This window comes from Isoptericola sp. NPDC060257, from assembly GCF_042726645.1.
Lineage (GTDB): Bacteria > Actinomycetota > Actinomycetes > Actinomycetales > Cellulomonadaceae > Isoptericola > Isoptericola nanjingensis.
The window spans coordinates 12,991-37,637 of the sequence record NZ_JBHXAW010000007.1 but is presented as its reverse complement, the minus strand read 5'-3'; the positions used below and the strand labels follow the sequence as shown (position 1 = coordinate 37,637).

The 24,647-nt window shown below is 73.1% G+C and carries 18 protein-coding genes; 10 read left to right on the top strand and 8 right to left on the bottom strand.

The annotated features are described in order from the left end of the window. The first annotated feature begins 81 nt into the window (after nt 1–81). Nucleotides 82–1,122 carry a S66 peptidase family protein gene (locus tag ACFWEK_RS01360; RefSeq protein ID WP_430552834.1) on the top strand — a complete coding sequence of 347 codons (1,041 nt, stop codon included), beginning with the start codon at nt 82–84 and terminating at the stop codon, nt 1,120–1,122. Beyond that, entirely contained in the window at nt 1,119–1,775 is a 657-nt protein-coding gene (locus ACFWEK_RS01355; protein ID WP_430552833.1) for a hypothetical protein, read from the top strand. The genes ACFWEK_RS01360 and ACFWEK_RS01355 overlap by 4 nt, the downstream gene beginning before the upstream one ends. Nucleotides 1,776–1,787: 12 nt before the next feature. Here the strand turns inward: ACFWEK_RS01355 and ACFWEK_RS01350 are convergent, their stop codons facing one another. Next, nucleotides 1,788–2,429 carry a TetR/AcrR family transcriptional regulator C-terminal domain-containing protein gene (locus ACFWEK_RS01350; RefSeq protein WP_430552832.1) on the bottom strand — a complete coding sequence of 214 codons (642 nt, stop codon included), beginning with the start codon at nt 2,427–2,429 and terminating at the stop codon, nt 1,788–1,790. Between the two features lie 114 nt (nt 2,430–2,543). On the opposite strand from ACFWEK_RS01350, the gene ACFWEK_RS01345 reads away from it, so the two are divergent. After that, nucleotides 2,544–3,014 (top strand): hypothetical protein, encoded by a 471-nt coding sequence (locus ACFWEK_RS01345; protein ID WP_430552831.1) that lies wholly within the window; start codon nt 2,544–2,546, stop codon nt 3,012–3,014. On the opposite strand, the gene ACFWEK_RS01340 is transcribed toward ACFWEK_RS01345, so the two are convergent. Beyond that, nucleotides 2,992–3,774 (bottom strand): isocitrate lyase/phosphoenolpyruvate mutase family protein, encoded by a 783-nt coding sequence (locus ACFWEK_RS01340; RefSeq protein ID WP_430552830.1) that lies wholly within the window; start codon nt 3,772–3,774, stop codon nt 2,992–2,994. The genes ACFWEK_RS01345 and ACFWEK_RS01340 overlap by 23 nt on opposite strands. Before the next feature lie 154 nt (nt 3,775–3,928). Between ACFWEK_RS01340 and ACFWEK_RS01335 the strand changes: the two genes are divergently transcribed. From ACFWEK_RS01335 to ACFWEK_RS01315, 5 genes are all read left to right on the top strand, one after another. Further along, nucleotides 3,929–4,747 (top strand): hypothetical protein, encoded by an 819-nt coding sequence (locus tag ACFWEK_RS01335; protein WP_430552829.1) that lies wholly within the window; start codon nt 3,929–3,931, stop codon nt 4,745–4,747. Then, nucleotides 4,744–5,667: a hypothetical protein gene (locus ACFWEK_RS01330; RefSeq protein ID WP_430552828.1), complete on the top strand. Its 924-nt coding sequence runs from the start codon at nt 4,744–4,746 to the stop codon at nt 5,665–5,667. The genes ACFWEK_RS01335 and ACFWEK_RS01330 overlap by 4 nt, the downstream gene beginning before the upstream one ends. Before the next feature lie 92 nt (nt 5,668–5,759). Continuing rightward, on the top strand, nt 5,760–6,122 hold the full coding sequence (locus ACFWEK_RS01325) for a YidH family protein (RefSeq protein ID WP_430552827.1): 363 nt from the start codon (nt 5,760–5,762) through the stop codon (nt 6,120–6,122). Between the two features lie 15 nt (nt 6,123–6,137). Next, on the top strand, nt 6,138–6,491 hold the full coding sequence (locus ACFWEK_RS01320) for a hypothetical protein (protein ID WP_430544697.1): 354 nt from the start codon (nt 6,138–6,140) through the stop codon (nt 6,489–6,491). A 37-nt stretch (nt 6,492–6,528) separates the two neighbouring features. Next, on the top strand, nt 6,529–7,152 hold the full coding sequence (locus ACFWEK_RS01315; protein WP_430552826.1) for a Pr6Pr family membrane protein: 624 nt from the start codon (nt 6,529–6,531) through the stop codon (nt 7,150–7,152). Here the strand turns inward: ACFWEK_RS01315 and ACFWEK_RS01310 are convergent. The 3 genes from ACFWEK_RS01310 to ACFWEK_RS01300 form a co-directional block, all read right to left on the bottom strand. After that, nucleotides 7,142–9,034 carry an alkyl/aryl-sulfatase gene (locus ACFWEK_RS01310; RefSeq protein ID WP_430544695.1) on the bottom strand — a complete coding sequence of 631 codons (1,893 nt, stop codon included), beginning with the start codon at nt 9,032–9,034 and terminating at the stop codon, nt 7,142–7,144. The genes ACFWEK_RS01315 and ACFWEK_RS01310 overlap by 11 nt on opposite strands. 44 nt (nt 9,035–9,078) lie before the next feature. After that, entirely contained in the window at nt 9,079–10,797 is a 1,719-nt protein-coding gene (locus tag ACFWEK_RS01305; RefSeq protein WP_430544694.1) for a SulP family inorganic anion transporter, read from the bottom strand. 85 nt (nt 10,798–10,882) lie between these two features. Then, nucleotides 10,883–11,311 (bottom strand): hypothetical protein, encoded by a 429-nt coding sequence (locus tag ACFWEK_RS01300; RefSeq protein ID WP_430544693.1) that lies wholly within the window; start codon nt 11,309–11,311, stop codon nt 10,883–10,885. Nucleotides 11,312–11,602: 291 nt separating this feature from the next. Between ACFWEK_RS01300 and ACFWEK_RS01295 the strand changes: the two genes are divergently transcribed. After that, nucleotides 11,603–20,170: a DUF5979 domain-containing protein gene (locus tag ACFWEK_RS01295; protein ID WP_430552825.1), complete on the top strand. Its 8,568-nt coding sequence runs from the start codon at nt 11,603–11,605 to the stop codon at nt 20,168–20,170. 86 nt (nt 20,171–20,256) lie between these two features. Then, entirely contained in the window at nt 20,257–20,577 is a 321-nt protein-coding gene (locus ACFWEK_RS01290) for a GlsB/YeaQ/YmgE family stress response membrane protein (RefSeq protein WP_430552824.1), read from the top strand. Nucleotides 20,578–20,592: 15 nt separating this feature from the next. On the opposite strand, the gene ACFWEK_RS01285 is transcribed toward ACFWEK_RS01290, so the two are convergent. The 3 genes from ACFWEK_RS01285 to ACFWEK_RS01275 all read right to left on the bottom strand — a co-directional run bounded on the left by ACFWEK_RS01285 (nt 20,593) and on the right by ACFWEK_RS01275 (nt 24,638). After that, entirely contained in the window at nt 20,593–21,684 is a 1,092-nt protein-coding gene (locus ACFWEK_RS01285; RefSeq protein WP_430552823.1) for an AI-2E family transporter, read from the bottom strand. Nucleotides 21,685–22,019: 335 nt separating this feature from the next. Next, nucleotides 22,020–22,439, bottom strand: coding sequence for a transferase (locus ACFWEK_RS01280; protein ID WP_429762977.1), 420 nt, complete (start codon nt 22,437–22,439; stop codon nt 22,020–22,022). Between the two features lie 93 nt (nt 22,440–22,532). Beyond that, on the bottom strand, nt 22,533–24,638 hold the full coding sequence (locus tag ACFWEK_RS01275; protein WP_430552822.1) for a bifunctional lysylphosphatidylglycerol flippase/synthetase MprF: 2,106 nt from the start codon (nt 24,636–24,638) through the stop codon (nt 22,533–22,535). Between the last annotated feature and the right edge of the window lie 9 nt (nt 24,639–24,647).

Sequence of the window (24,647 nt, the reverse complement as noted above, 5' to 3'; positions counted from 1 at the left end):
GGGCGATGTGTGCCTGTGGACAACCGGACGACGGCGCAATTCGCGTTGCCGGCGCAGCCGGCGGTCGGGCAGAGTCCGGCCATGACGATCCGCTACCCGCGCCCCCTCCGTCCCGGCGACACGATCGGCGTCACCGCGCCGTCGGCCGGCGTCGTCCCCGCCCTCCAGGAGCGGCTGCTGCACGCCGCCGACGTCGTGCGCGCGAAGGGCTACGACGTGCGCCTCGGCGAGACGCCCACGGGCGAGGGGATCGTCAGCGCGCCGGCGGAGGTGCGGGCCGCCGAGCTCACCGCGATGCTCACGGACCCGGCGGTGCGCGCCGTCGTGCCGCCGTGGGGCGGGGAGCTGGCGACGGACCTGCTGGGCCGCCTCGACTGGGACGCCTTCGGCGCGGACCCGACGTGGCTGGTCGGGTTCTCGGACGTCTCGACCCTCATGCTGCCGCTGACGCTGCGCACCGGCGTCGCGACGCTGCACGGTCAGAACCTCATGGACACCCCCTACGACGTGCCGGAGGGCATCGTCGGCTGGTGGGACGTCGCCGCGTCGGCGCAGGACGGCGGGGCGCTGGTGCAGCGCTCGCCGCGCCGGTTCCGCTCGTCGGGCTGGGACGACTACGAGCACGAGCCCGAGGTGTCGACGTGGACGCTCGACGCCGCCGGCTCCTGGCGGCGGCTCGAGGGCGAGGACCCGGCCGCGCCGGTCGACGTCCGGGGGCGGCTGATCGGCGGCTGCCTGGAGACCGTCTCGCTGCTCGCGGGCACGCCGTACGGCGACGTGGCGCGGTTCGCGGCGGAGCACGCGCCGGAGGGCCTGGTCGTGTACCTCGACATCCTCGAGTGGGAGGCGCTCGAGGTCGGCCGGGCCCTGTGGGCGATGCGGCACGCGGGCTGGTTCGACGCCGCGCACGCGGTGCTGGTGAGCCGCACGCACGCGCCGGACTCGGACGGGTTCACCCAGCACGACGCCGTCCGGGACGCGCTGGGCGACCTGGGGATCCCGCTGCTCGCGGACGTCGAGTGCGGGCACGTGCCGCCGTACCTCGCGCTGGTCAACGGCGCGCTCGCGCGCGTGCAGCACGGGCCCGAGGCGTCCGTGATCACGCAGAGGCTGGTGCCGTGACCCTCGCGCTGCTCGGCGACCACCGCGACCACCCCAGCCACCGGGAGCTCGACGCCCTCGTGCCGCGCCTCGCGGACGAGCTCGGCGTGTCGGCCGTGTGGGTGCCGACGGACGCCCCGTTCGACGTCGCGGACCACGACGGGGTGTGGCTCGTCCCCGGCTCCCCGTACGCCGACGAGGCGGCCGTGCTGCGCGCGATCACCGCGGCCCGGGAGGGCGGCACCCCGTTCCTCGGGACGTGCGCGGGGATGCAGTACGCGGTCGTGGAGCTGGTGCGGAACGTGCTCGGCGCCCCGGCGAGCCACGCGGAGTCCGACGGCGACGCGGACGACAACGTCGTGGCGGCGCTCGCGTGCTCGCTGTACGGCGAGGAGCGTCTCGTGACGCCGGTACCCGGCACGCGGTTCGCCTCGTGGGTGGGCGAGCCGTTCGTCGGGATGCACTACTGCGGGTACGCGCCGACGCCGGAGGCGGTCGAGGCGCTGGAGGCGGCGGGCGTCGTCGTGGGGGCGGTCGCGGACGACGCCGGGGCGGAGGTGCTGGAGCTCACGGGGCACCCGTTCTTCGTGGTCAGCCTCTTCCAGCCGCACATCGGCGCGTCGGCCGGGCGCCCGATCCACCCGCTGGTGCGGGCGTTCGCCGCAGCGCTCTGAGGCGGCCGGCGGTCAGGCGGTGCCCGGTGCCGCCGCCTGCTGGGCCAGGCCGGCGAGGACGGCGTCGAGCATCCGGTCGAGCTCGGCGGCGGACCCGAAGTCGGCCCACCGCGGCACGAGGGCGGCCATCGTCGGGTGGGTCCGGGCGTCGAACGCCGGGACGGCGGCCGGCCCCTCGGTCGTGCGCGCCAGGAGGTGTCCGTTGAGGAAGCCGAACAGCACCATCGGCGCGTCGGCGACGACGCGGTCCGGCAGCCCCGCGCGGCGCATCGCGGCGACGAGCGACTCGAGCGCCGAGATCGCGGCCGGCGACGTCTGCGCGCGCGTGGCGAGCAGCGGGAACACGTGCGGGTGCCGGAACGCCAGGTCGCGGTAGGCGTGCGCGAGGTCGCGCGCGACGCCCTGCCAGTCCCCGTCGCCGTCGTCGGCGCCGCCGGGGGCGATCTCGCCGAGCACCGCCTCGGAGAGGGCGTCGAGCAGCGCGGCCTTGCCCTTGACGTGGTGGTAGATCGACATGGGGTCGACGCCGAGCTCGTCCGCGAGCCGGCGGACGCCGAAGCGCTCCAGGCCGTCCCGGTCGACGAGGGTGACGGCCGCGGCGGCGATCCGTGCCCGGTCGAGCCCCGCCGAGGTGCCGCGTGCGCGTCCGGCCATCGCCCGTCTCCGTTCCCTTGCGAAACCTACGACGTAGAACATAGCCTGCCAGAACCGACCTACACCGTAGGTTTTGATTCGCGCCCGGACGGCGCGCCGGACGGAAGGACTCCGATGACGACCACCCCGCAGGAGCGCCGGGCGCTCGCGGCGATATCCGTGGGCCTCGGGCTCACCGTGCTCGTGACGATCGTGCCGTTCCTCGACGGCGCCACCCACCTGCTCGCCGACCACGTGCGGGCCGGCTACCCCTCCTACGACGCGGCACAGGTGAGCGCCGCCGTCACGACCTACCAGTACCTGCTGGCCGGCGTCGGCGTGCTCGGCGTGGCCGCCTGGCTGTGGACGATCCGCGGCGTGCGCCGGGGGCGGCGGTGGGCCCGGGGCGCGGCTGCGGCGACGCTCGCGCTCGCCGTGCTCGTGGCGCTCTCTGCGCTGTTCACGCGCGACACCTCCGGCGACGTCGGCCTCGCCCCGGCGCTGGGCTGGGCCGGGCTGCTCCCGTGCGCGGTCGGCGCGATCGCGGTCGTCCTGCTGTGGCGGGTGCCGCGCCGCGGCGCCGTCAGGGGAACGCCCGCGGCATGACCTCGCGCGCGGGGCCGGTGCGGTCGAGGAACCCGACTCCGCCGGCCTGGAGCTCGCGGGCGGCGTCGACCAGCGCGGACAGGGCGTTCCACGCGAACGTGCCACCGACGGAGATGCGTGCGACCCCGGCGTCGGCGAGCTCGGCGGGCGAGGGACCGCCCGCGACGAGCAGCGCGTTGACGGGCCGGTCCACCTCACGGCAGACGGTCGCGACGGTGGCCGCGTCGCGCAGCCCCGGCGCGTACAGCACATCCGCGCCGGCCTCCTGGTAGGCCTGCAGCCGCGCGATCGTGTCGGCGAGGTCGTCCCGCCCGTACAGGTGGTTCTCGCAGCGGGCCGTGAGCACCAGGTCGCCGGCGGCCTCGGCCGCGGCGGCGACGCGCTCGACGGCGAGGCCGCGGTCGTAGACGGGCTCGTCGTCCCGGCCGGTGGCGTCCTCGACGGAGGCGCCGGCCACGCCGGTGTCGCGGGCGTACGCGACGGTGCGGGCGACGTCGGCGGGGGAGTCGGCGAAGCCGTTCTCCAGGTCCGCGTTCACGGGGACGTCGACGGCGGCCGCGAGGGCGGCGGCGTGCGCGAGCGCCTCGTCCCGGGTGACGGCGCCGTCGGGCCGGCCGAGCGTCGCGGCGAACCCGCTGCTCGTCGTCGCGACGGCGGCGAAGCCGAGGGCTGCGAGGATCCGCGCGGACCCGGCGTCCCACGCGTTCGGCAGCAGGAGCGGGTCGCCGGGGCGGTGCAGGGCGAGGAAGTCTGCGCGCATGCCGGGCACGCTACCGACGAGCGCCGACACGGCGGCGAGGTCGGGGGCGGTATCAGCGCAGATCGGTCGCTCTCTCCACGGGTAGGACGACGCGCGGCACCGCGCGGAGTCCTCTGACCGCGACGACGCGGCCCGGTACTTCCGGGAGGGCGACATGAGACGAGGCCTGGGCGCTCTGGCAGTCCTGCTGGTCCTGGCGACGACCGCGTGCGGGGACGGCGGAGAGCCGGCCGGCGCCGACGCCGGCGGCGCGGGGCCGACCGCGACGACGTCCGAGGACGTGCGGCCCGGCGACGAGGGCGACGGTGGCAGCACGGACGGCGGCGACGAGAACGACGCGGGCGAGGACCTCGAGGACCCGCTGCCGCAGGCGGGCGGCAAGGCTCAGGCCGACCTCCCTGGCCTCCTCATGGGTGGCGAGGACTTCACGCTCGTCGGCGACGCGTGGTGCGGTCTCGCCTCGATCCAGTCGGACACGCTGCCGGACGGCCTGACGGTGACGATCACCGGCGTGACGGTGCAGACCGAGGGCGCGGCTGTGGTGGGCACGGACTGCGGGACGCCGTCGTGCCGCGGCACGGTGCTCGACGCCGGCGGCCTCTCGTGCTGGGTCGCGGTGCGGCCTCCCGATCCCGGGACGGAGCTGGTCGACGTCTCGTTCGCCGCGAGCGCGACGTGCCGTACCCAGCAGCAGTGCGACGAGTTCACGGAGGCGACGACGCTCTACAGCGTCTGGTCGATGTGCCATCCGCCCGGTGACGTCGGGTACGACTGCGACCCGGCGACCGCCGAGACCTCCGAGGCGCCGACGGACGAACCGGGCGAGACGGAGACCGAGGAGTCGAGCGAGACGCCGGGGAGCGACGTGACCGGTACGCCGGAGGAGGTCACGCAGGAACCGGCCGACGGGCCCGTCGACGAGCCCGCCGACGAGCTCACGGACGAGCCCACCGGGGAACAGGTCCTGCCGTGACCCAGCAGCCGTCACCACCGGCGCACGAACCGAGCGTCCTGGCGCGCGTCTGGTCGGTGCTGGGCACGGTGGTCGCCCCGGCGACGTTCGTCACGGCGATCCTCTTCTACTTCGGCTACGTCTCGACCCGTGCGCAGTACCTGTACTTCGGTGTCGACGTCGACCTGCTCGGCTACAGCACGCAGGAGTTCGTCATGCGCAGCCCGCAGCCTCTCCTCGTGCCGATGCTCGCGGTGCTGCTCGTGGGGGCCGGGCTGGTGCTCGCGGACGCGGCGCTGCGGCGGCGGCTCACCGGTGCGGCGACGCCGACGGCGCACCGGTGGACGCTCGCGTTGACGGTCGGCGGCTCCGTCGTGCTGGCGGTCGGCGTGGCCCTGGTCGTGGCCTACGCCCCGCTGGCCGGGTGGGCCCCGTACCCGCTGGTGACACCGCTCGTGATCGGCGTCGGGTCGGCGGGCCTCGCGTACGGCCTCACCTGGTCCCACCGGCGGGCCGCGGCGTCCCACGTCGCCGGTGCCGAGGGCGCACGCGGGCCGACGACGGCCTCCGACCCCGCCCGCACCGCCGTCCTGCTGCTGGTCCTCACGGTGGTCGCCGCGCTCTTCTGGGCCACGGGCGCGGTGGCCGAGTGGACGGGACGCGGCCAGGCCAAGTCGCTCGCCCGTGACCTGGGCAGCCTGCCCGCCGTCGTCGTCGACACCCCGCAGCGGCTGGAGGTGGGCGACCCGGCCGTGGCGGAGGAGGACCTGGCGGACGGGGACGGCCAATACCGGTACCGCTACCGCGGCCTGCGGCTCCTGGTCGAGGGCGGCGACTCCCTCTTCCTCGTCCCCGAGAGGTGGTCGCCGCACGGGTCGACGCTGGTCGTGCCGCTCGACGACGTCCGCGTGAAGCTGAGGTTCGTCAACGACCCGCCTTGAGCGCTCCCGCGCCCTCTGCGGGAGGATGTGCGGGAGCACCCGCGGTAACGCCCGTCGAGGTGCGCCGGCAGAGACCAAGGAGGCACGTCGAGGTGAGCCGCGAACGCTTCCCCCGGTGGGTGTACGAGAGGGGCACGGAGCCCGACCCGCGGTTCTCGCTGGCCAACGAGCGCACCATCCTCGCGTGGCTGCGCACCTCCCTCGGCCTCATCGCCGGCGGGACGGCGCTCGAGGCGCTGGACCTGCCCATGGAGCCGCACCTGCGCCTCACGTCCGCGATCGTGCTGCTCGTGGCGGGCGCCGTCGTGCCGGTCGCGGCGGCGGTCGAGTGGGCCCGCTCGGAGCGAGCCATGCGGGAGCACGGCCCGCTGCCGGGCGCGATCACCGGGTTCGTGCTGGTCGTGACCATCACCGTCGTGGGCATCCTCGTGCTGCTCGCCCTGCTGCTGCACTGATCGGCCCGCACCGACATGACCGACCGCCCCGACCCGCCGCTCGTCGGGCCCGAGCGCGACCGTGGCCTCCAGGTCGAGCGCACCGCGCTGGCCTGGCGCCGCACGCTGCTCTCCTTCACCGCGGCGTGCGCGGTGGCGTGGCAGACGCTGCCGGGCGTCGACGGCGAGATGTCGTTCCTGCTGGCCGCGGCCGTCGGGCTGGTGCTCACGCCCCCGCTGTGGTGGTTCGCCAAGCGGCACGCCCGCCACACCCACCGGCACCTCGACACGGCCGAGCCGCGCCTCCGCCACGGCCGGCGGATCGTGCTCATGTGCGCGGGCACGGCCCTGCTCGGCCTCGCCGGGCTGGTGGCGGTCGTCGTCTTCTGACGGCGGGCGAGCGCGTGGGGTCTGCTTCACTACCGCCATGTTCGTGCTCGTGGGCCTGTTCCGGCTCTTCGTCGTCGCGCTCGGTCTCGTCGGCACGCGCGCCATCTGGCGCGACGGCGACGTGGAGGGCTTCGTCTACTTCACCAACCTCACCAGCTTCCTGGCGGTGGCGGTCTTCGGCTGGGCCGCCGTCACGACGCTGCTGCGCCGCGAGCCGCCACCGGTCGGGGCGAAGGGGCTGGTGACCCTCGCGGCCGCCATCACCGGGCTGGTCGCGTGGCTCGTCCTCGCCCCGGAGGACCCGGACGCCCCCGCCGTGTTCCTCGGGCTCACGGACGGGCAGGTCGAGCACCGGGCCCTGCCGATCGCCGTCGCGCTCGACTTCCTGCTGCTCGACCCGCACCGTCGCGCCCGCCTGCGCGACGCGGGCCAGTGGATGCTGTTCCCGGTGCTGTACTTCGGCGCGATCCTGCTGCGCGGGCAGCTCAGCCCGGGCAGCGAGTACCCCTACGGGTTCATCGACCTGGATGCCCTCGGGTGGGGCGGGCTGGGGCTCAACCTGGTGCTGTACGGCGGCGCGTTCTACGCCCTCGGGCTGCTCGTCGTCGCCGTCGACCGGGTGCTCCCCGCCCGCCCCCTCCTCGGCGGCGTCAGGGCGTGACGATGGCGAAGTCCGGGTCGCCGGGGTCGAGGACGGCGGTGAGGCGGGCGAGCACGCCCGCGTCGCCGCCGACCTGGATGCCGGCCTCGGCGAGCCCGTCGGGCGTCACGCCGCCCAGGGCGAGCGCGGGCAGCGCGCGGGTCGTCGTGGTGAGCGTGAGGTCGGCGTCGCCCGCCTGGGCGGCGGCGCTGTAGGTGAGCACGCCGTTGCGGAGCCACAGCCGGTAGCGCTCGCCGGAGTCGGTGAGCACGACGTCGATGGTGAGCTTCTCGTCCCAGGCGCGCGGCCCGTCCACCTGGATGGCGATGGCGTCGAACAGCATGGCCGGGGTGAGCGCGGCGATGATGTCAGGTGCGGCGGTCGCCGTCGGGGTGCCGAAGTTGCCGTCGCGCAGCTCGGTGGAGCCCGACAGGTAGACCGAGCGCCACGTACCGTTCTCTGCGCCGTAGCCGAGCTGCTCGAACGTGTCGGCGAGCAGCTCCTTCGCCCCGGCGTGTCCGGGCTCGGCGAACACGACGTGGGTCAGCACCTCGGCGACCCAACGGAAGTCCCCGGCGTCGAACGACGCGCGAGCCTTCTCCACGACGGCGTCCGCGCCGCCCATGAACTCCACGTACCGCTTGCCCTGCTCCACCGGCGGGTGCTGCCACAGGTGCGCGGGGTTGCCGTCGTACCAGCCCATGTACCGCTGGTAGATCGCCTTGATGTTGTGGCTCACCGAGCCGTAGTACCCGCGGGCGTGCCAGGCGTTCTCCAGGGCCGGCGGCAGCTGCAGCTGCTCGGCGATCTCGGAGCCGACGAAGCCCTTGTTCAGCAGCCGCAGCGTCTGGTCGTGCAGGTACGCGTACAGGTCGCGCTGCAGCGCCAGGTACTCGACGATCCGCGCGTTGCCCCAGGTGGGCCAGTGGTGCGAGGCGAACGCGGTCTCGACCTCGCCGCCGAAGAGGTCGATCGTCTCGGTGAGGTAGTTGGCCCAGGCGTGCGGGTCGCGCACGACGGCGCCGCGCAGCGTCAGGAGGTTGTGCAGCGTGTGGGTCGCGTCCTCGGCGGCGCACAGGGCGTGGTGGTCCGGGAAGTACACGAGGAACTCGGCCGGGGCCTCGGTGCCGGGCGCCATCTGGAACACCATGCGCACGCCGTCGACCGTCTCCTCCTGGCCCGTGTGCGTGATGTCGAGGGTCGGCGCGATGAGGGAGACGGTGCCGGTGGACGTCGTCTGGCCGAGGCCCGCACCGACCTGAGCCTGCGGCCCACGGGCCAGGGCGGCGCCGTACATGTAGCCCGCGCGGCGGGCCATCGCGGTGCCGGCGTAGACGTTCTCGGCGACAGCGTGCTCGGTGAACTCGGCGGGTGCGAGCACGGGCACGCGGCCGGCATCGACGTCCTCCTGCGTGGTGACGCCCTTGACGCCGCCGAAGTGGTCGACGTGGCAGTGGGTGTAGATGATCCCGGTGACGGGGCGGTCGCCGCGGTGCTCGCGGTACAGGGCGAGGGCCGCGGCGGCGGTCTCGGTGGCGATGAGCGGGTCGAGCACGATGACGCCCGTCTCACCCTCGATGAACGTCACGTTCGAGAGATCGAAGCCGCGCACCTGGTAGATGCCCTCGACCACCTCGAACAGGCCCTGCTCCGCGACCAGCTGCGACTGCCGCCAGAGGCTCGGGTTCACGGTGTCCGGCGCGTCGCCGGTGAGGAAGTCGTAGGTGTCGTTGTCCCAGACGACGTCGCCCGCGTCGTTCGTGATCGCGTTCGGCGTCCGCCGGCCGATCAGGCCGCGCGTCGCGTCCTCGAAGTCCTGCCGGTCGGCGAAGGGAAGACTGTCCAGCAGAGCCTGCTGCTGGGCGACGATCGTGGGCGTGGCTGGCTTCGGTGTGCTCGGCATGGCGCCAGGCTGGCACCGGATCGCCCCCGGCGCGCGGTGAGGGCTCAAACGCCGGTGGACGGGCGGCCGGCGCGCTCGGCACGACGACGCTCCGCGAGCGCGTAGGCCTCGCGTACGGATCCGAGCAGCACGTCGGTCTGCGGGACGACGGCGTCCTGGAGCCGCGTCGAGACGCCGCCGGTGGCGAACCGGCGCGCCAGCTCCTCGGGGACGCCGCAGACGACGACGTCGACGCCGTGCTCGTGCCAGCGGTCCAGCAGCCGGTCGAGCGACTTGAGGAACGTGGTCGACGGGATGCCCGCGGAGCCGCGCAGCGAGATGACGAGGGCGGCGTCCTGGGTGTGCGCCGTGTGCGGCCACTCCTCCTCGAGGCGGTTCACCTCGGCGAAGAAGCCGGTGCCGACGTAGTGGAGCACGGTGGTGCGGCCCGACGGCAGGACGGTGGGGGCGTCGTCGACGCGGAAGCCGCCGTCGTCCGTGGGGACGAGCTGCACCAGCCTGCCGCGCTTGGCCGCCTGCACGGCGAACAGCACGATCGACAGGCCCGCCCCGAGGAAGATGGCCTGCTGCAGCGGCAGCTGCGTGGTGGCCGCGAACGTCACGACCAGCGCCGCCGCGGACAGCCACGACGTGCGGAAGACGAGCACGATGTCGGCCCACCGTCCGACGATGAGCTCGCCGCCGATGACGAGCAGCAGGCCCCCGATGACCGCCATCGGGATCTCGCCGGCCAGCGGGCCGAGCAGCAGCACCAGCACGATGAGCCACACGCCCGCGAAGATCCCGGCCCAGCGCGTCTGCGCGCCGCCGCTGGTCGCGACGCCGGTGCGCGACAGCGAGCCGCCGGTGGGCAGCGCGCCGAAGAACCCGCCCGCCACATTGGCGAGGCCCTGCGCCGTGAAGTCCTTCGAGACGTCGGTGCGCGAGCCGTCCGGGTTGGGCACCGCCGCGCCGATCCCCGCCGCCTGCGCGAGCGCGATCAGCGCGATGGCGAGCCCGCCGGACACGAGTTCCGGCATCGCGCCGAGGTCCGGCAGCGTGAACGGCGGCAGCGAGCGGGGGATGGCGGCGATGTCGCTCACCCGCTCCACGTCGGTGCCCAGCAGCGCGACGACCAGGGTGACGACGACGAGCGAGACGAGCGTCGCCGTCTTGCGCAGCGGCTTCACGAGCTGGAGCCCCGCCCACACGGCCACCGTCGCGACGGCGACGAGGACGGTCGCGCCGTCCCACTCCCCGACGTGCAGCACGCCCTCGACCAGCTTGCCCACCGTGTTGTGCGCCTCGGGCGTGTAGCCGGTGGCGTCCTTGACCACGCCGGCCACGATCTGCACGGCGATGCCCGCCGTGAAGCCGGTCATCACCGCCGTCGACACGAACGACATCACCGAGCCGAGCCTGAGCACCCCCAGCAGCAGCATCCACAGCCCGACCATCACGGTCAGCGCGGCGACGGAGCCCAGGTCGCCGGGGTCGAGGCCCGCGCCCGTGAGGATGCTCTGCGCCGACAGCGCGATCGCGCTCGTGAGCGTGGTGACCATGAGGACCGTGCGGCTGAAGATCGAGCCGATCACCGTGGGCACCGCGCCCGACCACAGGCCCATCGGCGCGGAGAACCCGCCGACCGTCGCGTACGCCATGCCCTCGGGGATGGAGAACAGGCCCGTCACGAAGCCGGAGACGACGTCGCGGGGGGTGGGCTTGGCGAGCTTCCGGGCCTTCCCGGTCTGGGGGGCCGCCGTCGCGTCGCTCGCCTCGCTCACTGGGTGCCCTCCTCGGGTGGCCGCCGATGCACCAAGCACCCTGCCCCACCAGGGGGGACGCCGCGACTGCAGCGTGCGCAGAACCTCAGCTGCAGTCCAGGTCCTGGCCCACGGACGCCGTGGCGTCGACGACGCCCTGCGCCTCGTCCTTGAGGGAGTCGGCCGCCTGGGCGAGGGTGGCGTCGTCGTCGACCTGACCGAACGCGGTCACGAGCGAGTCCCAGGCCTGCTCGACGTCGTCCGTGCGGTCGTCGGACACCTCGGCCAGGCTCTCGTGCAGCGTGCGCTGAGCGTCCTCGGCCTGGTCGCGCGCCGCCTGCACGTCCTCGACGGAGGCGTCCGGGCTCAGCGTGCTCGCGAGGTTCCGCAGGGCGTCCGTGTAGGCGGAGAGGTCCTGGCAGACCTGCGCCGTGTCGTCGCCCATCGCGTCCGTGCTGGACTCGCCGCACCCCGCCAGCAGCAGCGCCGTCGCGCCCAGCACCGCGTACCCCTGTCGTGTCCTCGCCCGGTCCATGGTCGACTCCTTCGTCGCGCTCCGACGCTCTCACCTCGACTGTCGCCGTCCCGCTCCGCGCTCGCGAGCGCACCGGCGGAGGAGAGATATCGGGGCGTTCCCGACCATCCGGATGAACCGTCGTTGGGCGAGCCAAGTCGCCCGATGTCTGACACCTTCGGAATGGTGCTCGCGCACAGCGTCGCGCGCGGGCGGTTTGCACCGATGTGTGGAGGGGCACTGATGGTGGACGGTCGTAGGGCTGCAGGGGAACGTCGGCGTCGACAGGCGCGGCTGCGCGCGCGGAGCCGGGTGCGCCGCGGCGCCTCCGTCCTGGGCGCCGTCGCGCTCGCGCTGGCTGGGGTGATCGTGCCCGCGACCACGGCATCGGCGGCGTCGTGGCAGGTGCAGAAGCTCGAGACGAGCACCGGTCCGTACCAGCCCGGGCAGACCGTCACCTGGGTCGTGACCGTCTCCTGTTCCGACCCGAACCAGGACCCGTGCACCCCCACGACGATGACGGACCCGCTGCCGGACTACGTCCAGCTCGTCAGTGCCTCCATCCAGAGTGCGGGAACCGGGACTGTCAACCCCCAGCTCGACGCCGACACCGCCTCCAACACCGTCACCTACACGGCCGACAGCGTGAACAACGGGCAGCAGTCGCAGATCCTCATCACCGCGGAGATCACCGACGACATCCCGTACAGCATGGACGGGCAGCCGATCACCAACACCGCGACGGTGGACTCGGACAACTCCGAGCCCGCCACGGGGTCCGACGACATCATCCCCGAGGTGCCCCTGGACCTCGACTCCGAGACCACGAAGAGCATCGAGCCGGACGGTGCGATCGCGAGCCCCGGCACCGCGGCGACGATGACGATCGGCAGCACCAACACGTCGAACGACCCGGTGGACTCCCTGGTCATCGTCGAGCCCACGGCCGGCACGGACCCGAACCCGTTCACCTACCTGGGCTTCACCGGGTGGGGCGACGTCGCCTGGCCCGAGGGGGCGACGTCGGCGGACGTGACCTTCACCTGCGCCGACGGGTCCACGCCGACGGAGACCTCGACCGACGTCGACACCCTGCCCGACCCGCCGGCCGGCTGCGTGGTGGAGGGCTTCACGGTCGAGTTCACCGGCGACATCGCGATCGGCGCCTCCGCTTCCATCCCGATCGAGGTGGAGCAGACCGATGCGGTCACGGAGCTCACGGACCCGACCACGATCACCAACACGACGTCGTCGAACGTGGTTCACGGCGACGACGAGTCCGACCCGACGACCGCGAGCGACACCTACGTCATCACGCCGCCGAACAATGCGGTCACGCCCACCAAGACGTTCAGCCCTGCCGTGGTGAGCGCTGGTGACCCGGCCACCGTGACGATCGGCGCGACGAACGACGGCGACCCGACCACGGAGCTGTCCATCACCGAGCCCTCCCCGGGCACCGACAGCCCGTTCGAGGGCGACGACCCGCTGACGTTCACCGGCTGGGGCACGGCCGACGACCCGGGCGTGGTGCAGTGGCCGAGCGACGCCACCGCGGCGAGCGTCACCTACACCTGCGTCGACGGGTCCACGCCGACGCTCGACGCCGAGGCGGTGGACACGCTGCCGGACCCGCCGGCCGGCTGCGACGTCGTCGGGTTCACCGTCGAGTTCACCGGGGACATCGTGACGGGCGCCGAGGCGTCGCTGCCGTTCCAGGTGGACACCGACCCGGACCAGGACGAGGAGAACGTCTTCCACCCGAACGAGATCACCGCGAACATCCCCAACGCCTCCGGCACGGCGGAGGACACGCTGGAGACGCTGACCGACCGGCTCGCGACTGACACGACCAAGTCGATCTCGCCGTCCACCATCCCGGCGCTGCCGGGCCAGACGGTCGTGGTCGGGCTGCCGACGCAGCTGCTGCCGTTCGGCGAGGACGGCTCCACCACCAACGCGGACCAGATCGTCGTCCAGGACCCGACCGACACGGACGCCCCGGGCGCGTTCTGGGACAACTTCACTGCGACGTCGGTCCGGTCCACCGACGTGCCCGCGGGCACCGAGCTGACGATTAACTACTGGGACGGCACCGAGTGGGTGGAGGCCCCGGACTGCGGCAGCCCGGTGCAGGGCGCCGCGACGGTCAACTGCGACCTGCCCGACGACGCCCAGGGCGTGCAGTTCGTCTACGACGACACGACGGGCAACGGCATCCCGCCGGGCACGAGCGTGTCCCCGAACTTCGTCGCCTCGTACATCGGCCCGGAGGACGCCGACGACCCGATCGAGAACTGCGGCGCCTCGAGCGCGTCGTCGGGCTCGGTCGCGCCGACCGAGCCGGCCGAAGGATGCGACACCGTCGACCCGTTCCCGGTGCCGACGGACCCGGGCGATCTGGACTTCATCGAGAAGTCGTTCCTGGCGCCCGAGGGGCAGACCGGCACGCCGTACACGCTGCGCGCCCGCACGCAGGACGAGATCACCGCGCAGATCACCTGGTCGACCAACGGGTTCGAGGGCGTGGACCCCATGGTGATCAGCGACATCGCCGACCCGGTCGCGGCGGACGACCCGGCGATCGCCGGCTCGTTCTACGACGCGTTCAACCTGGTGTCGATCCCGGCCATCGACGGTTCCGTCGACCCGCTGCTCCAGTACGACCAGATCGAGAGCGTCGAGCTGTTCGTCGACGGAGCCTGGGTCGAGGCCTCGGGCGACCCGTGCCCGGACGCGTGCGACGGGACGTTCCCGGGCTACACCCTGACGGCCGAGGAGCAGGAGGGTGCGACGTCGGTGCGGCTCACCTACACCGAGTCGCCGTCTCGTGCGGAGTTCCCGGCCGACCCGACGGTCCCCGCCGCGGGGTCCGGTGTGGCGCGCTCGACGCAGGCCGACGGGCGGCACCTCGATCTCACGTTCCAGCTCCGCGACGACCGTCGCAGCGGCGGCCCGGCGCTCGGCCGTGACCAGGGGGAGATCTACAACAACCCCGACGACCCGGGTCTCGTCACCGACACCGCGCGCGGCACGGCGACGTTCCAGGGCACGGAGCGCACCGACACCGACGACGACGACGTGCTGATCATCGACCAGCCGATCAACGTCGGGATCGACAAGCAGTGGACCGGTGGCCCCCTGTCGGTCCCGCCCGAGGGCACGCCGTACGAAGACTTCCCGACGACGAACGTGACCGTCACCGCATCGAACAACTCGGTGGCGCGCGTGGATCAGCTACGCATCGCGGAGCCGTCGTCCGCCAACAACGACCTCGTCGTCGAGCCCGACGTCTCGCCCGGCACCAGCCCCTTCGACGCCTTCACGCTGACGGACATCATCGATGTCGTGCCGCCCGACGGGACCGAGACGACGACGGTCTCGTTGACCACCGTGGACGGCACCGTCACCGACTACTCCGAGGCGGAGGCGGAGGCGCTCACCGCCGACGACCTCGCCGACGTGATCGGCGTGGAGGTCACGTTCGACGGGCGCATCGCGTCGACCGAGTCGGGGAACAACGAGGGCGTGCTGGACATGACCCTCAAGCTGCGTGAGTTCGACCGGTACACCGGCGACCGCATCACGGTGGACCACGACCCGAACCCGGTGCCGAACAGCGCGGGCGCGGAGGTCTCCGACCCGGGCGGCACCACGGACCAGGCGCCGCAGGCCTGGGACACCGCGGAGACCGAGCTCCAGGACGCCGAGATCTCGATGGTGCAGACCAAGTCCTTCACCCCGGGCACGGTCGTGGAGCCAGGTTCGGACGCCGAGCCGAACCCGACGTCGGTGCTCGAGATCACCGGCCAGCCCACGGGACCGTCGCGCGCGGTCGAGATGACCCTCACCGACATGGATGGCAGCTTCTGGAACCAGTACGACTTCGTCGACTTCGCCGACACGACCTTCACGGGACCGATCAACCAGGTGCAGGTCGACGCCTGCACCGGCGGCACGTACGACGAGGCGAGCGACACCTTCGACGGCTGCACGTGGACCGACGGCGTCCCGTCGTCGTCGTTCGGACTGCCCGCCGGAGTGGCCGCGGCGGACGTCGTGGGCCTGCGGTTCACGTTCACCAAGGCGGACGGCACGATCTGGGAGAACCCGGCGAACCCCGTCCAGCGGGTGCACCTCACCGTGCAGGTCCGTGACACGCTCCGCTCCGACCCCGGCACGCCGGTGCCGACAGACCTGACCGGGAACGACCCCGCCCCGGGCGAGGAGGCGGCGGGCGTCGCCACGAACGACGTGACCTCCACGGTCACGGGCGCGGACCTCGTCTTCAACCCGGACGACCCGGAGAACCCGATCCCGGTGTCCGCCGACGCGGACGCGCAGGCGACGATCAACTACGAGCACGCCGAGAACGGCGTGAAGATCGTCAAGGACTTCGACACGGACATCACGGGTGGCACGAAGCCGCCGAACACGGTCTTCCCCATGAACATCACCGTGACGAACGTCGGGAACCGCCCGATCTACGACCCGGTGATCATCGACGACCCGATGCCCGCGGACGCCGACGGGCCGCAGCTGCGGCTCGCGGACGTCGACGAGCCGTTCAGCTATGCGCTGACCGAGCCCACGACGGCGCCGCCCGGCCAGCCCAACGGGCCCCAGATGCCCACCGACCCGGACGCGGTGACCGTGGACCAGGACGGCAACATCGCCGGCCTGACCTGGACGTTCCCCGAGGGCACGGTGCTCGAGGTGGGTCAGGTGTACACCATCACCGTGCAGGTCGAGTTCCGGACGACCCTCGCCGCGAACACGGTGGTCGAGAACACGGCGGGCGTCACCGGCGACCGTCCGTGGGACGTCTGCCAGGCGCAGTCCGGCAGCGACGGGACCACCATCGACGGTCGCATCAACGAGGACACGGGGGCGTGCGAGGCGGACTCCGACGTGACGCCGATCCCGTCCGGCGTCCTCGCCGAGTCGAAGTACGTCAAGGCGACCGACGACGAGTACCCGCTCGGCATCATGGTCGATCCGGACCAGCCGGGGAGCGTCACCCCGGAGGACTGCGCGCCGGTCGAGCCCGCCGGCGACCCGGAGTTCTACGCCTACCCGTGCACCCCGATCATCCCGCCGGGGCACGACGAGACCTGGCGCATCCGGGTGGACAACGTGGGCAACCTGCCCATGGACAAGGTCGTGATCTACGACCGCCTGCCCACCCCTGGCGACACCGCGTCCGACCCGACCAGCAGCTCGGCCCGCGGCTCGCAGTGGACGCCGATCCTCGACCCGAACTTCCCGCCCGAGGTGGTCGACGCCCCGGCCGGCAGCACCACGGCGTTCTACTACACGACCGTCGACGACTACTGCGCGGACGACCTGAGCGACCCGCTGAACGAGCCGACCTGCTCCGACGACCCCGCGACCGGCGGGTGGGCCCCGCTGACCGCGGACACGAGCGACGAGACGTACGCGCAGATCACCGCGCTCAAGGCGGTCATCACCATGGCGGACGGGAACCTGTTCCAGCCGGGCAGCTCGCTCGCGCTGCAGGGCACGACGACCACCCCGCCCGAGGTGCCGGCAGCAGGCGACCGGTCGATCGCGTTCAACTCAGCCGCGACCTCCGGGGTCGTGGTGGCCCCGGGGGGCACCCGGCTCAACTCGCTGTCGACCGAGGGCACGAAGGTGGGCGTCGCGACAGCGAGCGGCCCGCTCGAGGTGAACAAGCTGGTCACGGGTGACGGTGCCCAGTACGCGCCGGACTCGTTCGAGCTGAACGTGCAGTGCACGTCCGGCGTGGGCACCTGGGTGGAGGAGGAGCTCGACCCGATACCCATCACCGTCGTCCCGGGCACGCCGACAGTCGTGCCGGACCTCCCGTACGGCGCCGAGTGCACCATCACCGAGGACGCGGAGGCCGGGCAGAGCGAGCTCATTGTCGGCACGGTGACGATCGACAGCGAGGACCCGGAGAACCCGACCACCATCACGGCGATCAACCGCTACGACCTGTCGAGCATCGTCATCGACAAGGAGGTCGTCAGCGACGCCGTGGACCAGGACGGCGAGCCGATCGTGTTCGGGCCGTTCGACGGCACGGTCGAGTGCACGTTCCTCGGTGAGCCGGTGTACGCCGACGGCTACGGCCCGGACGACCCGATGACGTTCGAGCTGAACGACGGCGACTCCGTCGAGTTCGACGGCCTTCCGGTCGGGTCCGAGTGCACGGTGACGGAGACGGGGGCGGGCAACGCGTCGTCCACGACCATCACGGTGCAGCACGGCCCGCTGGGCGAGCCCGAGGTCACGGACGGCACGTCGGCGGATCTCACGCTCGCCGGCGACGTCGTGGGCCAGCCGCGCAACGCGGTGACGTTGACGAACACCTTCGACGTCGGCTCGCTGCAGCTGCTCAAGGAGGTCACGGGCGACGGTGCCGACTTCGCCACCGGGCCCTACACGTTCGACGTCGTCTGCACGTTCGACGGCGACGGCGAGGGGGGAGCGGACCCACAGACCGTGTACGACGGCTCCGTGAGCCTCGGCGGGGACGACCCGCTCGAGGCGACGATCGACAACCTGCCGGTCGGAGCCGAGTGCGTCGTGACGGAGACCGACGACGGCGGCGCCACGTCGACCGCCATCGACCCGGAGACGGTCGTGATCGGCGGGGACGACGGCACCGAGGACCAGGTCCAGGTGACGGCGACCAACACGTTCGACGTCGGATCGGTCGTGGTGGACAAGATGGTCGACGGCGACGGCGCGCAATATGGCACGGGGCCGTATGAGGCGACCCTCGCCTGCACGTTCCAGGGCGAGGAGATCGACATTCCGGGCGGCGCCACGCGGGAGTTCACGCCGGGCGACCCGGCCACCTTCGCCGGGCTGCCGATCGGTGCGGAGTGCACGGTGACCGAGTCGGACGACGGCGGTGCGACGTCGGTCGCGATCGACCCGGAGAACGTCACGGTCGGCGGGGACGACGGCACGGAGAGCGAGGTGGGCGTCACCGTGACGAACACCTACGACCTCGGGTCGCTGCAGGTGGAGAAGGACCTGGCCGGGCTGGGGGCGCTGTACGGTCCCGGGCCGTTCGAGGTCGAGCTCTCCTGCACCTTCCAGGGCGAGGACATCGAGATCCCCGGGGGCGCGACCCGCACGATCGACGGCGGGGAAACGATCACCTACGACGACCTCCCGGTCGGCGCGGAGTGCACCGTCACCGAGACGGACGCCTTCGGGGCCAGCTCGGTCACGATGGACCCGCCCGGCGAGGACGACGCGACCAGCGGGACGGTCGTCGTCGGAGGGGGCGACGAGGACCCGGTTCTCGTCACCGTGACGAACACGTTCCTCACGTCGCCGGTGATCGTCCGCAAGGCGGTCGACGGCGACGGCGCCGGGTTCGCCCCGCCGATGCCGGACTACCCGCCGTTCCCCGGGCTCCCCGACCCGCTGCCCACCACGCCCGAGGAGCTCCTGGCGGCGCTCCAGGACGTCCAGGAGTGGCTGGCCCAGGTGCCGTTCGGCGAGTTCCCCTACCAGGTGTCGATGGCGTGCACGACGAGCGAGGGCGAGGAGGTCACGATCCCGGGCGGCGAGACCCGCCGGTTCGGGCCGGGCTTCCCGGGCCTGTACTTCGGGATCCCCGACGGCGCGACCTGCACCGTGACGGAGACCGACGAGGGCGGCGCCACCTCCGTGGCCGTCGCGCCCGACTCGGTCACCGTGGACGGCACCCAGCCGATCACGGAGCCGGTCGAGGTCACGGTCACCAACACCTACGACGTCGGCGAGTTCACCGTCGAGAAGGCGGTGGACGGCGACGGTGCCGAGGCGTACGGCGACGGGCCGTTCGAGGTGACCGCGGTGTGCACCTTCGAGGGCAACGACATCGAGGTCCCGGGTGGTGCCACGCGCGCCGTGTCGCCGGACGAGCCGGCGGTCTACTCCGGCCTGCCGGTGGGCGCCGAGTGCGTCGTCAGCGAGTCCGCCGACGGCGGTGCGACGTCGTCGACGATCACCACCGCCGTCGAGGACGGCGACCCGGGCGAGGTCGTCGTGCCCGCGTCCGACGCCGAGCAGGTCTCGCTGCTGCTGACCAACACCTTCGACCTCGGCGAGCTCACGGTCGACAAGGTGGTGGACGGCGACGGGGCGGAGGCCTGGGGGACCGGCCCGTTCGAGGTCGCGCTGGCCTGCACGTTCGACGGCGACGAGATCGAGATCCCTGGCGGCGCGACACAGACGCTCACGGGCGGCGAGTCGGTGACGTACACCGACCTCCCGGTCGGCGCGGAGTGCGTCGTGACGGAGACGGGCCCTGCAGGCGCCACGTCCACCACGGTCTCGACGACCGTCGAGGACGGCGACCCGGGCCAGGTCGTGGTGCCGGCCGCGGACGCCGACCCGGCGGTGGTCACGGTGACCAACACGTTCGACGTGGGGTCGGTCGCCGTGGAGAAGGTGGTCGACTTCGAGGGCGACGCGTACGACGTCGGGCCGTTCGAGGTGACCCTCGCCTGCACGTTCCAGGGCGAGGACATCGAGATCCCGGACGGCGCGGCGCGCGAGATCGCGGCGGGCGACACCGTCACCTACGACGGGCTTCCGATCGGCGCGGAGTGCGTCGTGACGGAGACGGACGACGGCGGTGCTGCGTCGTCCACGGTCTCGGCCGTGGGCGACGGGGACCCGGGCGCGGTGACGATCGCGGCCGACCCGGCGTCGATCACGGTGACGAACACGTTCGACGCCGTCCCGCCGCCGCCGAGCGACGACGGCGACACCGGGGGCGGCTGGCTGCCCACGACGGGCGCGGACATCGCCCTGTGGGTCGGCCTCGCCGTCCTGCTGATCGTGGCCGGCGTGATCGCCGTCGGGGTCCGGCGCCGACAGCAGCACTGACCGCGCGCACGACGGCGCCGACCCTGGTCACGGGGCCGGTGCCGTCGGCGTTCGGGGGGCGAGCAGAAGGTGTCCGCCGTAGGTTCGTGGTGGGCGCGACCTGCGCCGCCGTCGAGGAGGGGAGCACGACCGTGACCGCCACCGGCATCATCACCGCGATCATCATCGGCGCCATCATCGGTGCCCTGGGCCGGCTGTTCGTCCGGGGGAAGCAGAACATCTCGATCCTGGTGACGATCCTCATCGGGATCGTCGCCGCCCTGCTGGGCACGTGGATCGCGAGCCTGTTCGACGTCAGCGACACCGGCGGCATCGACTGGATCGAGCTCCTGTTCCAGATCGTGCTGGCCGCGATCGGCGTCTCGATCGTCGCCGGGATGGGCGGCCGCCGGAAGAACGTGACCTGATCCTGTCCGGGCTGCTCAGCCCGTCGTCGCGTCGCCCGCACGGCCGTCGTCCGCGTCGTCCGTGCGGGCGCGCGCATGTCCGAGGACGTCCCGCACGATGACGGTCACGGGCGCGGACAGCATCGCCCCCAGGAGGCCGGCGAGCACGGCGCCCACGATCGTGGAACCGAGGTTGACGATCGGGTGCAGCCGCAGCTGGTCGGAGGACAGCTTGGTGAGCATCAGCGTCTGCACGACGTTCTGCACCACGAGGATGACGGCGAGCAGGATCAGCGCCGACGTCGGGCCCTGCGATCCCAGGGCGATGAGCACGGCGAACGCGCCGGAGAAGATCGCCCCGAGATACGGGATGTACGAGGTCACGAAGGTGACGAGCGCGATCGAGAACGCCAGCGGCACGTCGAGCAGGATCGCGCCGAGGCCGATGAGCACCGCGGTGACGAGGCTCGACGTCGTGAGCGCGCCGAAGTAACGGCGCAGCGTGGCGGTGGCCTCGTCGACGACGACGCGGCCGGGCGTGCCGCGGACGGACGAGTGGCGCGCGGCGAACTCCTCGATACGGGCCCAGTCCGCCATCACGTAGAAGAGGAAGAAGACCGCGACGAAGGTGCCGACGACGAACGCCGCGGCGCTGGAGAACACGCTCCCGAACAGGCTGGCGACGCCGCCGGCCAGGGAGCTCGTCGTCTCGCTCAGGTCGACGCCGGACAGGTCGAGCGTCGTGCCCGCGAGCTGCTGCTGGAGGGTGTCGAGGCCGCTGCCCAACCGGTCGGTGATCTCTGCCGACTGGTCGACGACGCCGTCGGCCGTGACCCAGACGGCGACCCCGAGGACCGCGCCCAGCGCGACAAGCACGGCGAGGGAGCCGAGGCCGCGCCGCAGCCCCAGCCGCTCCAGGCGGTCGACCAGGGGGTGCAGCAGCACGCCGAGCACGGCGGCGACGACGAGGGGGACGGCGAGCCCGCTGATCGCCGACACGGCGGCGTAGACCACGACCGCGGCGGCGGCGACGCCGACCACCGCCCACCCGATCCGGCCGAGGCGCAGCACGCCGTCGCCGGGGTGCCGCGTGGTCGCCGGGGCGGGCACGGGGTCCTGGTGGGGCACGGTTCTCCTCGGGTCGGTCCCGAGCATCATCCCGCGCCGGCGCCGTCGTGCCACCGGGACGCGAACGGGCCGGCCGTCGGGGACGGCCGGCCCGCGCGAACGGTCTATCGCTTACGCGCCTTGACGGTGGTCTCGGCAGTTCTCTCGCGCTTCTGCGCCCGCTTCTCCTTGAGGGAGAGCGCCGGCTGCTTCTTCGAGTTCTTGGCCACGGGAGTTCACCTCCACTCGCCTCCAGACGGGACGATGAACCGGCCACCATAGCAACGTCCCGCCGGGGCCGGGCGAGGCCGGTCGGCGGGACGTCGAAGGTGTCGTGGGAGGCGCGGGGGCGCAGGTCAGGCGGCCGTGCCGAAGTCCTTCCGGCGGCGTTCGCCGTGCGCCGTCTCGCCGTCGGGGACGATCGCGTCGGGCGGCACGACGACGCCGGACGGGACGCGGCTGTCGGTACCGAGGCGGGTGCCGGAGCCGACCCGGGCGTCGTCGCCGACGACGCCGCGGACGCCGACGTGCACGTTCTCGTCGACGCGGGCTCCGCGCCCGACGACGGCGTCGACGTCGACCCAGCTGAACCGGCCCACCTTGGCGTGCGCGCCCACGCGGGCGCCGGCCTCGACGTACGCGCCGGGCCTGATGGTGGCGTCGGGGTGGACGCTCGCGTGCGGCGAGACGAAGCCTTCGCCGTTGTCGTGCCGGAGGTACCGGGTGAACTTCCCCGGCTCGTGCTCGACCTCGACCTTTCGGGGGATGCGTCGCAAGAGTGCTCCTCATGGTGCGGGTGAATCTTGTGACATAACGCGCAAGCGGCGCCTGGTGTTCCCGGCAGCCGGGCGACGCCGGGTGTCACGGCCTCAGCGGCGGGACGACCTGGCCGCCGCGACGAGCTCGCGCGCGCGCACGTCGGGCAGGTAGCACCGCACGAGCGCGAGACCGACGAGGGGAAGGGTCGCGGGCTCCGTCACGACGAGGTAGAGCGGGACGTTCCGCGGCTGGAACTTCATCTTGAAGCGGTGCAGGGACTCGAACCCGTAGAGCGGCTCGAGCCGTGCCGCGAGACGGTCGAGCACCGCGTCGACGCCGCCGGGGGAGGGCTCGTCGCCGTGCGCCAGCGGGCTGCCGGACAGCGAGGCCTCCAGGGCGCCCTCGTCGCGGAACTCCGTGAGCGCGGACGCGATGAGCAGCTCCATCGTGTAGCGGAACGAGTCGGGCGCGCGCCGCATGACGTCCAGCGTCCACCCCACCACCTCGCCGCCGGGCGCGTGCACCGGCAGCCAGCTCGTCACGCCGTGCACCCGGCCGTCGTCGTCGACGGCGAGGCCCACGCGCACCTCCGGGTCGAGGGCCTCGCGGACCCCGCCCAGCGTGAAGGCCATCTCCGGGAGGTCGCTGTCGCCGAGCCACGACTCGGAGATGGCCTGCACCTGCGCGAGGACCTCGGGGGGTTCCTCGGCCAGCCGCACCAGGCGGTGTCCCACGCCCTGCTTCGCGGCCTGGTTGAGCGCGGTCCGCACGTCCTGCCACTTCTTGCCCCGGAACTCGAGGCCCGGCAGGTCGATCACGGCCTCCTGGGCCACGGGGACGAGGGTCCACCCGCGCGCCCGTGCGATCGCGGCGACCTCCTCGCTCGCGGAGAAGAAGCACGACCCGGCCCCTGCTGCCGACGCCGCCCCGACGAAGGCGTCCACCAGCTCCGCGCGGCCCTCGGGACCGTCGCCCACCGGGTCCGTGAGCACGACGGCGACCCCGGCGTGCGCTTGGTAGGCGACGTACCCGTCCTGGTCGTCGGGCACCCAGCGGTGGCTGCCGTCCCAGGTAGTCATCCATGCCAGACGTTGACCCGCCCCCAGCCGCCGGAGCGTGGCCCGGGCGCCGTCCTGGTCGAGGTGGGTCGCCTCCGACGGGCGTGCCTTCCGTCGGGCGCGGAACGACGTCCGGCGCACGACGAGCAGCGCCAGCGCGCCGACGTCCAGCAGGAGCATGAGCACGTACAGCGGCAGCTCGCCGCGCTCGAACGCTGCGGCGGCTACCACGAGGAGCGCCTCCGAGACGACCCCGAGCACGGTGAGCACCAGTGCGACGCGCCACCACGCGCGTCGGCCCCGCAGCAGCCCCACGGCCAGCACCAGGTCGACCGTCACGGCGATGATGCCCGTGGGCCAGTCGTCGCCGGTCGTGGCGCCGAGCGGCCCGGCCGCGGAACCGGCCGCGAAGCTCGTGAGCACCACGAGCAGGGCGGAGATCGCGAAGTACCCTGCCGCCGTCGCCCGGTCCCGCTGCACGCGCCCTGCGCGCGTCCGGGCGCCGAGCCGCGGGCCCAGCACGGGGCGCGCGACGACGAGTCCCGCCACCCAGCCGACGACGTGCTCGACGTCGGCGATCCCGCCCCAGGCCACGAGGGCGACGAGCACGTAGATCGCGACGAGGGCGCTCAGCCGGAACCGCCACGGCGGCGCCAGGCTCAGCGCCGTCACCGTGACCGCGCCGACGACCCCCGCGCTGAAGCCGACGTCGAGCACCTGGGCCAGGCGTTCCGCCCAGTCCCAGCCCGTGCGGGCGAGGAGGGCGAGGCTGCCCGCCGTGCCGACGACGCCGACGAGCTGGCAGGTCACCGCCGTGACGACCGCGCGCCGGGTCCCGAGGTGGAGCTCCGTCCAGCCGACGAGCAGCAGGAAGACCCCGGCGACCGCCACGTACTCCCACGGTTCGAGGGCGAACAGCGAGCCCGTGACGGGCGTCCACCACCGTCCGTCGGCGAACGCCGGTGCGCCGAACGCGACGACGTCGAACCACGGGTGGTCCTCGAACGGCGACCACAGGGCGCCGGTGACGACGCCGAGCACGAGCATCAGCGCGACGACCCCGAGCGTGAACGGGACACGCCGCGCCGTGCGCAGCAGCCCCGGTGTCGTGGAGGCGGTCGGGGGTGGTGCCGCTGCCTCGGCGGTGGCCTCGGTCACGTGACTCCT